This window comes from Leucobacter celer subsp. astrifaciens, from assembly GCF_001273835.1.
In the GTDB taxonomy this organism is placed as follows: Bacteria; Actinomycetota; Actinomycetes; order Actinomycetales; family Microbacteriaceae; genus Leucobacter; species Leucobacter celer.
Genome location: NZ_JHEI01000139.1, coordinates 38,360 through 50,848, shown reverse-complemented (window position 1 = coordinate 50,848; position 12,489 = coordinate 38,360). Strand labels below are relative to the sequence as shown.

13 protein-coding genes are annotated in these 12,489 nt (G+C 67.5%); 1 reads left to right on the top strand and 12 read right to left on the bottom strand.

The window, feature by feature from the left end:
• Positions 1–137: 137 nt before the first annotated feature.
• The 12 genes from AMS65_RS12425 to prmC all read right to left on the bottom strand — a co-directional run bounded on the left by AMS65_RS12425 (position 138) and on the right by prmC (position 10,476).
• A complete protein-coding gene (locus tag AMS65_RS12425) occupies positions 138–395 on the bottom strand; it encodes a F0F1 ATP synthase subunit epsilon (protein ID WP_053384494.1) in 258 nt (85 codons plus the stop codon).
• A 3-nt stretch (positions 396–398) separates the two neighbouring features.
• Entirely contained in the window at positions 399–1,862 is a 1,464-nt protein-coding gene (gene atpD, locus AMS65_RS12420; RefSeq protein WP_053384493.1) for a F0F1 ATP synthase subunit beta, read from the bottom strand.
• Between the two features lie 23 nt (positions 1,863–1,885).
• Positions 1,886–2,776, bottom strand: coding sequence for a F0F1 ATP synthase subunit gamma (locus tag AMS65_RS12415; RefSeq protein WP_053384492.1), 891 nt, complete (start codon positions 2,774–2,776; stop codon positions 1,886–1,888).
• Between the two features lie 80 nt (positions 2,777–2,856).
• Entirely contained in the window at positions 2,857–4,482 is a 1,626-nt protein-coding gene (gene atpA / locus AMS65_RS12410; protein ID WP_053384491.1) for a F0F1 ATP synthase subunit alpha, read from the bottom strand.
• Positions 4,483–4,537: 55 nt separating this feature from the next.
• Positions 4,538–5,314, bottom strand: coding sequence for a F0F1 ATP synthase subunit delta (locus tag AMS65_RS12405; protein WP_053384490.1), 777 nt, complete (start codon positions 5,312–5,314; stop codon positions 4,538–4,540).
• Positions 5,314–5,862, bottom strand: a complete 549-nt coding sequence (locus AMS65_RS12400) for a F0F1 ATP synthase subunit B (protein WP_053384489.1) — start codon at positions 5,860–5,862, stop codon at positions 5,314–5,316. The genes AMS65_RS12405 and AMS65_RS12400 overlap by 1 nt, the downstream gene beginning before the upstream one ends.
• A gap of 35 nt (positions 5,863–5,897) precedes the next feature.
• Entirely contained in the window at positions 5,898–6,125 is a 228-nt protein-coding gene (gene atpE / locus AMS65_RS12395) for an ATP synthase F0 subunit C (RefSeq protein WP_053384488.1), read from the bottom strand.
• A 54-nt stretch (positions 6,126–6,179) separates the two neighbouring features.
• Positions 6,180–7,001 (bottom strand): F0F1 ATP synthase subunit A, encoded by an 822-nt coding sequence (gene atpB / locus AMS65_RS12390; protein ID WP_241489435.1) that lies wholly within the window; start codon positions 6,999–7,001, stop codon positions 6,180–6,182.
• A 166-nt stretch (positions 7,002–7,167) separates the two neighbouring features.
• Positions 7,168–7,638 (bottom strand): ABC transporter permease family protein, encoded by a 471-nt coding sequence (locus AMS65_RS12385; protein ID WP_053384486.1) that lies wholly within the window; start codon positions 7,636–7,638, stop codon positions 7,168–7,170.
• Positions 7,635–8,870, bottom strand: a complete 1,236-nt coding sequence (locus tag AMS65_RS12380; RefSeq protein WP_053384485.1) for an MraY family glycosyltransferase — start codon at positions 8,868–8,870, stop codon at positions 7,635–7,637. Before AMS65_RS12380 ends, AMS65_RS12385 begins: the two co-directional genes overlap by 4 nt.
• Before the next feature lies 1 nt (position 8,871).
• The gene (locus AMS65_RS12375) at positions 8,872–9,537 is read right to left on the bottom strand and encodes an L-threonylcarbamoyladenylate synthase (RefSeq protein ID WP_053384484.1); all 666 of its coding nucleotides are present in this window, start codon (positions 9,535–9,537) and stop codon (positions 8,872–8,874) included.
• Between the two features lie 51 nt (positions 9,538–9,588).
• Positions 9,589–10,476, bottom strand: a complete 888-nt coding sequence (gene prmC / locus AMS65_RS12370) for a peptide chain release factor N(5)-glutamine methyltransferase (protein WP_083451676.1) — start codon at positions 10,474–10,476, stop codon at positions 9,589–9,591.
• Between the two features lie 83 nt (positions 10,477–10,559).
• On the opposite strand from prmC, the gene AMS65_RS12365 reads away from it, so the two are divergent.
• Positions 10,560–12,326, top strand: a complete 1,767-nt coding sequence (locus AMS65_RS12365) for an HYR domain-containing protein (RefSeq protein ID WP_157502253.1) — start codon at positions 10,560–10,562, stop codon at positions 12,324–12,326.
• The last annotated feature ends 163 nt before the right edge of the window (positions 12,327–12,489 follow it).

Sequence of the window (12,489 nt, the reverse complement as noted above, 5' to 3'; positions counted from 1 at the left end):
AGGCTCAATCGGCGGGAGCCGGATCGGGTGGAGCCGTTGATCTCGGCAGGCGAATTCAGCGGCCGGGGTGCGGATACGACGAGAGGCCGGAACCGCTCACGGGGAGCGGCTTCCGGCCTCAGCGTCGGATGGCAGAGCTAAACGATTACTGCCCTGCCGGCGACGATGGTCACGGTGTCGTGATCGACCGAGAGGAAGCCCCCCTCGGCGTCGACCTTGACCTTCTCACCGTCGGCGGTGGTCACACGCACCTCACCATGCGCGAGCTTGGCGAGCAGCGGCTCGTGACCACCGAGGATGCCGATCTCGCCCTCGACCGTCTTCGCGATGACCTGGGCGGCGGTGCCGGTCCAGACCTCGCGGTCGGCCGAGACGACGCTGACGTTGAGCGCCATGGCTTAGGCCAGATCCTTCTGCATCTTGGCCCAGTTCTCCTCGACGTCGGAGATGCCGCCGACGTTGAAGAACGCCTGCTCCGCGACGTGGTCGAACTCGCCCTTGGCGATCGCGTCGAACGACTCGATGGTCTCCTTGAGCGGAACCGTGGAGCCCTCGACACCGGTGAACTTCTTCGCCATGTAGGTGTTCTGCGAGAGGAACTGCTGGATGCGGCGCGCGCGGGCCACGGTGATCTTGTCCTCTTCGGAGAGCTCGTCGACACCGAGGATCGCGATGATCTCCTGCAGCTCCTTGTTCTTCTGCAGGATCTGCTTGACCGTGGTGGCCACGCGGTAGTGGTCCTCGCCCAAGTAGCGGGGGTCCATGATGCGGCTGGTCGAGGTCAGCGGATCGATCGCCGGGTACAGACCCTTCGATGCGATCTCGCGCGAGAGCTCGGTGGTCGCATCGAGGTGGGCGAAGGTGGTCGCCGGGGCCGGGTCGGTGTAGTCGTCGGCGGGCACGTAGATCGCCTGCAGCGAGGTGATCGAGTGGCCGCGGGTCGAGGTGATGCGCTCCTGGAGGACGCCCATCTCGTCGGCGAGGTTCGGCTGGTAGCCCACAGCGGAGGGCATGCGGCCGAGCAGCGTCGACACCTCGGAACCGGCCTGCGTGAAGCGGAAGATGTTGTCGATGAAGAGCAGCACGTCCTGCTTCTGCACATCGCGGAAGTACTCCGCCATGGTCAGAGCCGAGAGCGCGACGCGGAGACGGGTCCCCGGCGGCTCGTCCATCTGGCCGAACACGAGTGCGGTCTTGTCGAAGACGCCGGCCTCGTCCATCTCATGGATGAGGTCGTTGCCCTCACGGGTGCGCTCGCCCACACCGGCGAACACGGACACGCCGCCGTGATCCTGCGCCACACGCTGGATCATCTCCTGGATGAGGACGGTCTTGCCGACGCCCGCACCGCCGAACAGGCCGATCTTACCGCCCTGCACGTAGGGGGTCAGGAGGTCGATCGACTTGATGCCGGTCTCGAAGAGCTGCGTCTTCGACTCCAGCTGGTCGAAGGCCGGGGGCGTGCGGTGGATGCTCCAGCGCTCGCTGACCTCGATGGTCTCGCCCTCGGGCAGGTTGAGCACGTCGCCGGTCACGTTGAAGACCTTGCCCTTGGTGATGTCACCGACGGGCACCGTGATGGAGTCGCCCGTGTCGAACACCTCCTGGCCGCGCACGAGGCCATCGGTGGGCTTCAGCGCGATCGCGCGAACCAGGTTGTCACCCAGGTGCTGGGCGACCTCGAGCACGAGCTTGAACGACTCGGAGCCCTCACCGAAGTCGATCGTGGTCTCGAGAGCGTTGTAGACGGCGGGGATCGCGTCGTGCGGGAACTCGATGTCGACGACGGGGCCGGTCACTCGAGCGATCCGCCCGACAACCTTCGTTGCGGCCTCAGTCGCCACTGCGGCGGTTTCGGTCATGTTTCTCTCTCTTCGTGCTTCTTCTAGCTCGACAGCGCGTCGGCGCCGCCTACGATCTCGGAAATCTGCTGGGTAATCTCGGCCTGGCGAGCGTTGTTCGCGAGGCGCGTGTAATCGCGGATCAGCGTATCGGCGTTGTCGCTCGCCGACTTCATCGCCTTCTGCGTCGCCGCATGCTTGGCCGCGGCCGACTCGAGCATCGCGTTGAAGATGCGCGACTCGATGTAGGCCGGCAGCAGCTGGTCGAGCACGGTGTCGGCATCGGGTTCGAACTCGTACAGCGCCTCGGGGCCCTCTGAGGCCTCGGCGACACCCTCCACCACCTGCAACGGGAGCAGGCGGTGCACCTCGGGAACCTGGCTCACCATGCTGATGAGGCGGTTGTACACGAGGTGGATCTCCTGCGCACCGCCCTCGGCGGCGGGACGGCCGAAGATCTCGAGCAGTGCCTCGGCGACCTCCTTGGCCGTCTCGAAGCTCGGGTTCTCGGTGTCACCGGTCCACACGCGCTCCGAGGGACGCTGGCGGAAGGAGAAGTACCCCTGGGCCTTGCGACCGATCAGGTAGTACACAACTTCCTTGCCCTCTTCGTGGAGAAGCTCGGTGAGCTCTTCCGCCTCGCGCAGCACCTGCGAGTTGAAGGCGCCCGCGAGACCGCGGTCGGAGGTGAAGATCACCACTGCCGCCCGCTCGACCGTCTCGGCCTCCGTGAGCAGCGGATGGTCGGTGTTCGAGTGCGTGGCCACGGCCGAGACCGCACGCGTGATCGCGGTGGCGTAGGGCGTCGAAGCCTCGACTCGCGCCTTCGCCTTCTGAATGCGAGAGGCTGCGATCAGCTCCATCGCACGGGTGATCTTCTTGGTCGTCTGGGCAGACTTGATCTTCTGCCGGTAGACCCGAAGTTGCGCTCCCATGTCTCTCCTGTACTGGTCGGGGCTGGCTGGTCAAGCGGTTCGGGATCGGCGGGGGCGCGAGCCCCCACCGGGATCCCTCACTACTTCTTGACGACCAGCTGCTCCTGCTTGATCTCTGCCTCGTCGAGTGCCTCGAACTGCTCGTTCAGGCTCTTGCCGTCAGACGTGCGGAACTCGCTCTTGAACTTCTCGATCTGCGCGGTGACCTCGGCGACGGTGTCTTCGTCGAGCACGTTGGTCGAGCGGAGCGTGTTCAGCGCCTCCGAGTTGCGGCCCAGGTAGTCGAGGAACTCGCGCTCGAAGCGGAGGATGTCCTCGACCGGTACCTCATCGAGGTAGCCGTTGGTGCCGGCCCAGATGGAGACGGTCTGCTCCTCGACCGGGTACGGCGTGTACTGGGGCTGCTTGAGCAGCTCGGTGAGGCGCGCGCCGCGCGCGAGCTGCTTGCGGCTCGCCGCGTCGAGGTCGGAGGCGAACATCGCGAACGCCTCGAGCGCACGGTACTGGGCCAGCTCGAGCTTGAGCGTACCCGAGACCTTCTTGATCGACTTGACCTGCGCGTCGCCGCCGACTCGCGACACCGAGATGCCCACGTCGACCGCCGGACGCTGGTTGGCGTTGAAGAGGTCGGACTGCAGGAAGATCTGGCCGTCGGTGATCGAGATCACGTTGGTCGGGATGTAGGCCGACACGTCGTTGGCCTTGGTCTCGATGATCGGGAGACCCGTCATCGAGCCGGCGCCGAGCTCGTCCGAGAGCTTCGCGCAACGCTCGAGCAGGCGGGAGTGCAGGTAGAACACGTCGCCCGGGTAGGCCTCGCGCCCCGGAGGACGGCGCAGCAGCAGCGACACGGCGCGGTAGGCCTCGGCCTGCTTCGACAGGTCGTCGAAGATGATGAGCACATGCTTGCCGTCGTACATCCAGTGCTGGCCGATGGCCGAGCCGGTGTACGGCGCCAGGTACTTGAAGCCCGCGGGATCGGAGGCCGGGGAGGCGACGATGGTGGTGTACTCCATCGCGCCGGCGTCCTCGAGCGCGCCCTTCACCGAAGCGATGGTCGAGCCCTTCTGGCCGATCGCGACGTAGATGCAGCGCACCTGCTTGGTCTTGTCGCCCGACTCCCAGTTGGCCTTCTGATTGATGATCGTGTCGATCGCGATCGCGGTCTTGCCGGTCTGGCGGTCGCCGATGATGAGCTGGCGCTGGCCGCGGCCGACGGGGATCATCGCGTCGATGGCCTTGATGCCGGTCTGCAGCGGCTCGTGCACCGACTTGCGCTGCATCACGCCCGGGGCCTGGAGCTCGAGAGCACGACGCCCCTCGATGCCGGCGATCTCGCCGAGGCCGTCGATCGGGTTGCCGAGCGGGTCGACCACGCGGCCGAGGTACCCCTCGCCCACGGGGACCGAGAGCACCTCGCCGGTGCGGGTGACCGGCTGGCCCTCTGCGATCTCGGTGAACTCGCCGAGCACGACGACACCGATCTCATCCTCCTCGAGGTTCTGCGCGAGGCCGAGCGTGCCGTCCTCGAAGCGCACGAGCTCGTTCGCCATCACGCCGGGAAGGCCCTCGACGTGAGCGATGCCGTCAGCGGCGTCGACCACGGAGCCGACCTCGGTCTTCTCCGCCTGGTTCGGCTCGTACGACGCTGCGAAGTCTTTCAGCGCGTCGCGGATCTCGTCCGGGCTGATTGAGAGTTCTGCCATTTCGTTTCCTCTGTCTGGTCCGGAAGCGCCGCCCCCGGTGGTGAAAAGTTGTGCCTTAAGCTGCGAGCTGCTGCCGGAGATCATCCAGGCGGGCGCGGATGCTGCCGTCGATCACGTCATCGGCGAGCTGGATGCGCACACCGCCGACCAGCTCGGGATCGATGACGGTCGTGATCTTGACCGGGCGCCCGGCCGACTGCTCGAGCGCGCGGGCCAGACGGACCTGCTGTTCGGCGTTGAGCGGGGCGGCGACCGTCACGGTCGCGAGCTCGCTGCCGACCTGGTCGGCGGCCGTGCGGGCCGCCTGACGCAGGGTGGCGTCGAGGCGACGTCCGCGCGGGTTCGCCACGAGGTGGCTCACGACCGAGATGGTCGACGCGGAGGTCTTGCCCGACAGCAGGCGCTGCACCAGCGTCACCTTGCTCGCGGACTCGACGAGCTTGCTGCCCAGATTGAGCTGCAGCTCGTGGCTGCGATCCACCAGATCGGCGACCGCGAGCAACTCGTCCGAGAGCGCGGGGTTGGCGATTCCCTCGGCGCGCAAGCCGAGCTCCTCGACCCCCGCGACGAACTCGTCGACGTTCGACCACCGCGCCTGCACGGCGGCGGCGAGCACGGAGCGCGCGTCAGCGGAGAGCCCGCCGAACAGTCGCTCGACCACCTGGGTCTTCGCCTCGGCGCTCGCGGAGGCGTCGCCGAGGGCGGCAGCGAGCGCGGGGCTCTCTGCGATACGGCCCGCCGCCCGCAGCAGTTCGCCGCCGGCAGCCTGATCGAGCCCCGCCCGCAGCGCGGTGCGCGCCTGGGCCAGTGCTTCGCGTGACGCGCTTCCCATTACTTCGCCGCCTTCTCGGATGCCTCGAGGTCGGCGAGGAAGCGATCGACCAGGGCCGAGGCCTTCTGGTCGTCGGTCAGGCTCTCCCCGACCACGCTCGATGCGAGGTCGATGGCGAGCGAGCCGACGTCCTTGCGCAGCGAGACCACTGCGCTCTGACGCTCCGCCTCGATCTGGCTCTGCGCGGCCTGGGCGACACGGCCGGCCTCGACCAGCGCGTCCTCCTTGGCCTTGGAGACGATCTTGGCGCCGTCGGCGCGTGCGGCCTCGCGGATCTCGCCGGCCTCCTGGCGGGCGCTCGCGAGCTGTGCGGTGTACTCCTGCAGCGCTGCCTCGGCCTTCGCCTGGGCCTCGTCAGCCTTGGCGATGTTGCCCTCGATCGCCTCGGCACGCTCATCGAGCATCGCCTGCATCTTGGGGAGGAAGACCCTCCAGAAGGCAATCAGAAGGATGACGAATACAACCGCAGACCAGACAATGTCATAGGTCGCCGGGAGCAACGGGTTGGGCGCCGCATCCTCAGCAGCAACAACGATTGTGTTGATCATCGTTGCCTCCTCTCAAGGTTGTTGCAGATGCGGGTTTAGTAGCCGAACATGAAGGCGGTGCCGATACCGACGAACGCCAGCGCCTCGGTGAACGCGATACCGATCCACATCAGAACCTGCAGGCGACCGGCGAGCTCGGGCTGGCGAGCGACACCCTCGATGGTCTTGCCCACGACGATACCCACACCGATGGCGGGGCCGATGGCGGCGAGGCCGTAGCCGACGGTCGCGATGCTGCCGGAGATTTCTGCGAGAACAGACACAGTATGTGTTTCCTTCCGTAATTGAAGAACGGCGGTTGCCGAACTCGGTTGGTATTAGTGGTCTTCGGCCAGCGCGAGCTGGATGTAGACCGCGGTGAGCAGGGTGAACACGTAGGCCTGCAGCACTGCGACGAGGATCTCGAAGAGCGTGAACGCGAAGCCGAACGCGAAGGTGAAGACGCCGAGCGCGGGGAAGAAGCCACCGGCGTACAGGATGAAGAAGTTGGTGGCCGCGAAGAACAGCACGAGCAGGAGGTGCCCGACCATCATGTTCATGAGCAGACGCAGGGTGAGCGTCACCGGACGGATGATGAAGGTCGAGATGAGCTCGATCGGCGTCACGATGATGTACACGGGCCACGGCACACCGGAGGGGAAGAGCGAGTTCTTGAAGAAGTTCTTCGGGCTCTTCTTGATGCCGGCGTAGATGAAGGTGACGTACGACACGAGCGCGAGGACGAGCGGCGTGCCGATGACCGAGGAGGCCGCGATGTTGAGGCCCGGGATGACACCCGTGATGTTGAATGCGAGGATCATGAAGAACATCGCGGTGAGGATCGGAAGGAAGCGCCGACCATCGACCTTTCCGAGCAGATCCTCGGCGATGTTGATGCGCACGAAGTCGAGCGCCATCTCGGTGAGCGACTGACCCCGCGTCGGAATCACCCGCATCCTGCGGGTACCGAGCCAGAACAGCACGATCAGCAGAACCGCCATGACGATGCGGATGAGCATGATCCGGTTGATCTCGAAGGGCGTCCCCTCGAACCAGAGCGCCGGCGGGAAGAACTCATTGATCGACGGCGGATGGAACTCTCCATCGGCAGCGAAGAGAGTCGGGGTCACGAGGTGCATAGCGTTTGCGAACAGCGCCATTCTCCTGATTCGGGGTACAGACATAGCTGTACAGCGTCGAACGATGGTCGTGCCCCCGGCCTGACAGGCATAACTCAAGCACGACCCGGCAGGGAACTCCTCAATCCTAACAAGGATTCAGCCCCTGACGAAACTCGCCTCCCGTTTCGGGGCGGCGAATATGCGATCAGCGCGGATCGGAGACGTACGGAAGCCTCGACTTCGTCACCACGACGACGTCGATCACCAGCGAGACGATCACTCCGGCGAGCAGCCCGAAGAAGAACATGCGCGGATCCAGCCAGGGCTGACCCCGCAGGATCAGCAGCGCCACGATGAAGCCGATGAACTTCACGAGCCAGGCGCCCATCACGATCCCGAAGAAGATCGGCACGTAGATCGGGCTCTCCACGAAGCGATTGGCGAAGGCGATGCTGCCGACGGTCAGCATCAGGAAGATTCCCGCGAACGCGGCACCCATCGCCCCGCCGGTCATCCCCCGGTCCTCGGTCACCAGCCAGCCGATGCCGCCGAAGAGAAGGACCAGCAGGATCGTCGCCAGGATGCCCCACCGCAGCGCCTTCAGCAGGATCGGCTGCGACGTCGGCATGGGGCTGGGCTCCTGCTCGAACGATTCGGGCGTCGCGGGGTTGCTCACTCGGGGGTCCTCTCGTCTGCCTCGTCTGTGTTACCTGTGTCGCCTGCGCGGTCCAGGGGTGTCCGCGCGCTGCTCCGGGCGTCTCCGGCGGGAGTTTCCAGCCTCCCCAACCGTACCAAGCGCCGCTGCGCGACCGCTGCGCGCACCCGCGAGGCGGGGAAGAACAGCACCAGCCCGCAGGCCACGCCTCCGAGCACCAGCACCGCCACCGGCAGCACGAAGCTCTGCAGCGTGAACACGAGCAGCACCGCGACCGAGAGCACGGCCGTTCCCAGATAGAAGATGAGCACCGCCTGCACCGGGGAGTGCCCCATGTCGAGCAGACGGTGGTGCAGATGCAGCCGATCCGCCGAGAAGGGGCTCTTCCCGGCCAGCAGCCGCCGCGCCACGGCGAGCGAGAAGTCGGCGAGCGGCAGCGCCAGCACGGCCATGGGCAGGAGGATGGGGATGTACGCGGCCAGCACGAGCTTCTGGTCGAGCACCGCCGGGTTCAGCTCCCCCGTCACCGACACGGTCGAGGTCGCCATGAGCAGCCCGACGAGCAGTGCCCCGGTGTCCCCCATGAACATGCGCGCGCGGTGCCAGTTGAAGGGCAGGAAGCCCGCGCAGATCCCCACGACGACGATCGCGATGAGGCCCGCGAAATCCACGGAGTCGAACTGCCCCATCTGCGCGTACAGCAGGCGCGTATAGATGAAGAACAGCGAGCTCGCGATGATGGCAACCCCCGCGACGAGGCCGTCGAGACCGTCCACGAAGTTGACGGCGTTCATCACCAGCGTCATCAGGAAGACCGTGAGCGCGAAATTCATCGCGGGCGACGGAACGATCATCGTGTTCCCGAACGGCAGCGACACGATCTGCACGCCGTTCCACGCGAGCAGGCCGGCCGCCGCAAGCTGGGCCGCGAGCTTGATCATCCAGTCGAGGTCGAGCAGGTCGTCGAGGATCCCGATCACCGCGATGACGGCGCAGGCGCCGAGCAGCGCCCAGATGCGCGAACCCTGCTCGTAGAGCGACGCGAATTCCTCCCGGGTGCCGGCGATCGCGAAGGCCGCGAGGATGCCGGCGAACATCGCCACGCCGCCGAGCCGCGGGGTGGGTGTGCGATGCACGTCCCGTGCGCGCACCTCGGGTGCCAGACGGTACTTGCGGCTCAGTCGCAGCACCGCGTACGAGGCCGCTGCGGTGACGAGGGCCGTGACCGCGACGACGACCAGATAGGGCAGCATCTCAGTCCCCGAAGGTCACCTGCGGCAGCAGCTCGGCGATCGCCTCCCGGCTCACCCCGCCCTCGCGCAGCACGTGCAGCTCGCCGCCGTCCTCGCTGAGACCCGTCGCGTCGATGATCGTCGAGGCGACGCCGTCGCCCTCGGCCTCGCCGGCTTCGAGGTACACCGCGATGGAATCGCCGAGCATCTCCTGCGCCGCAGCCGCGGTGCGGGCCGCGGGCTCACCGGTCTTGTTGGCCGAGGAGACGGCGAGCGGACCCGTCTCCTCGAGCAGCTCGAGGGCGAGAGGATGGTTCGGGATCCGCAGCGCCACCGTGCCGCCCGTGTCGCCGAGATCCCAGCTGAGCGAGGGGTTGGCGCGGGTGATGATGGTGAGCGCACCCGGCCAGAAGGCCTCGGCGAGTCGGCTGAGCGGGGTGGTGACCTCGGCGGCGAGGGCGGCGAGCGTGTTCGTGTTCGGGATCAGCACCGGCGGCGGCGACTGACGACCGCGACCCTTGGCGTCGAGCAGTCGCTGCACCGCCTCCGGGGTGAAGGCGTCCGCTGCGACGCCGTAGACCGTGTCCGTGGGCATCACGACGAGCTCTCCTCGCCCGACCGCCCGACGCGCGGTGCGCATGCCTGCGAGCAGCTGGGAACTATCGGAGCAATCGAACACCTCGGCCATAACCCATCACTCTACTCCCGGCTTCCTCCGGGCCGCTGAGCGCCCCGCCGCTCACCGCAGGGCGGTCGTGGCCCGATCCCGCCCGGTGAGGTCTCGATGGGTCGCCGCCGCCCGCCAGCCGTCCGCGGTGAGCAGGCGGCGGATCGCGGCGCCCTGCGTCTCCGCGTGCTCGAGCACCAGGCTGCCTCCGGGACGCACCAGATCCCGCCCGACCAGGCTGATCGCACGGATCAGATCGAGGCCGTCCGCACCGCTGTAGAGCGCGAGCTCGGGGTCGTGATCCCGCACCTCGGGATCGCGGGGCACCATGTCCTGCGGCACGTACGGCGGGTTGGAGACGAGCACGTCGACCCGGCCGGCGAGATGCTCCGGCAGCTCGGGATCGCGGGCGTCCCCGAGCACCAGCTCGACCCGGTCGAACCCCCACTCGCGCACGTTGCGCTCGGCCCACGCGTGCGCCTCGCGGCTCTTCTCCACCGCCCAGACGCGTGCGGTCGGCACCTCGTTCGCGATGGCGAGGGCGATGGCGCCGCTCCCGGTGCAGAGATCGACGGCGACGGGTTCGGGATCCGGAACCGCCTGCAGTGCATCGATCGCGAACTGCACGACCGTCTCGGTCTCGGGCCGGGGCACGAACACCCCGGGCCCGACCGAGAGCTCGATCGAGCGGAACGGCGCGCGACCCGTGAGGTGCTGCAGCGGAATCCTGCGCGCCCGCTCCTCGGCGAGCTCTCGCGCCTGCTCGACCCGCTCACGATCGATCGCGGACCCGAGCACCGCGAGCGCCTGCACACGACCCCGCGCGACACCGAGCACGTGTCCGAGGATCAGCTGCGATTCGGTCGCGGGATCCTCGATCCCGCCCGCCTCGAGCACCGCTCTGAGTTCGTCGAGCACGTCCCCGACCTGCTGCGCGTTCCGCGCACCCTGCTCTTCCACTCCCCCACTCTACCGACGGCGGATCGGCGCCCGCGGAAGATAAACATAGGCCACCATCCAATTTTGCACTAGTGCAGGTGTTCGTGAATGCTTCACTGCCGAAGGCGCGTCCTGTCCTGCTCGCACTGACCACTGTCCTGGTCCTGTTGATATCGCTGTTCAGCGCGCCATCGGCCGCTCGGGCGGATACGCTGTCGATACCCGGGACGCTCAGCGCCTCGAGTCCGACGTTCACCCATCTGAACCCTCCCGGGTGCACCACCGGCAGCGTCGCCACCCACTACCGCGCGATCAAGGCGAGGACCACCGGCACCAGCCCCACGCAGTTCACTGCGAAGGTCACCCCGAACGGCTTCACCGCCAACCTGACGGTGTACCAGGGCGTCTTCCTGCCGGACATGCCGATCGTGAACTGCTTCAGCTCGGCCACCGGTTCCGGCCCAGGGGTGCCGGTCGAGTACTCGTTCCCGATCCCCGCGATCCTCCCGGGCTTCACCTACCAGGACTTCTTCATCGTCGTGGCCGGTAGTTCCGCCTCGGATCTCGGCTCGTTCACCGTCGAAGTCACCTCGTCGAACCATACGCTCGACCTCGAGCTCGAGCCGGAGCCCTCGACCGACACCACCCCGCCGGTCGTCACCGTTCCCGGGAACGTGACCCGGGAGGCCACCGGTCCCGGCGGCGCCCCCGTCACCTACTCCGGAGCAACCGCCACCGACGACGTCGACGGATCCCTCACCCCGCTCTGCTCGCCCGCTTCCGGGGCCACCTTCCCGCTCGGCGCCACCACCGTCACCTGCTCGGCGACCGACAGCGCGGGCAACACGGGCTCCAACAGCTTCACCGTCACCGTGCAGGACACGACCGCACCCGCACTGTCGCTCCCGAGCAGCATCACCGAGGAGGCCACCGGTTCCGGCGGCGCAACCGTGAACTTCAGTGCCTCCGCCACCGACACCGTCGACGGCGCGATCACCCCGGTGTGCACCGTCGGCCCCGACACCGTCGCCTCGGGCGACATCTTCCCCCTCGGGACCACCACCGTCAGCTGCACCGCCACCGACAGCGAGGGCAACATCGGCACCGGCTCCTTCGACATCACCGTCGAGGACACCACCGCACCGGTGCTCGACCTTCCGAGCAGCGTCAGCCAGGAAGCCTCGGACGCCGACGGCGCCGTCGTCACCTACACCGCCACCGCCGAAGACCTCGTCGACGGAGCGCTCACGCCCGTCTGCACCCCGGCCTCCGGATCCCTGTTCCCGATCACGACGCCGCTCACCGTCAACACCGTCACCTGCACGGCCACCGACGCCGCGGGCAACACCAGCGCACCGGACAGCTTCGTCGTCTCGGTCCTCGATACGACGGCCCCGGTGCTGGATCTGCCGGACACCGTCATCGAGAAGATCATCGGCGCGGCCCCCGTGGCTGAGAGCAGTCTCGGCGCCGTCACCGCGGCGTTCAGCGCAGCGGCACCCGCGGGTGCCGAGGTCTCCTTCACCGCATCGGCCACCAACCTCGTCGACGGCGCGATCACCCCGGTCTGCGCACCCGCATCGGGCACGATGTTCGCGGTCGGCGACACCACCGTCACCTGCACCGCGACCGGCACCGCGGGCAACACCGCAACCGGCTCGTTCACTGTCTCCGTCATCGTGGTCGATCCGAAAACCCCCGGCCCGGGCGAGAACGGCACTTCGGGGCCCGGCAAGAACAGCCCCTCGGAGCCCGGCCTCTCGCGGACGGGTTCCGCCCCCCACGGCCTTCTCGCCGCGAGCGCCCTGCTGCTGGCCCTCGGCGCGCTCGTCGTCGCGCGGAGCCGTCGGGCCTCCCAGCGGGCTCGATGACCGAGGCGACCGCGGGGGTGCCGGCGACTCGCCGCGCCCCCGCGGCGCCCCCGCCGTAACACCGCGTCGCATCGCATAAGTTCTCGATACTTCTCGAATAACTTCACGCTATAGTTTTCGGTGGCTACAACCGACTCCCCACCAACTCCAGAAGGAGATCGAA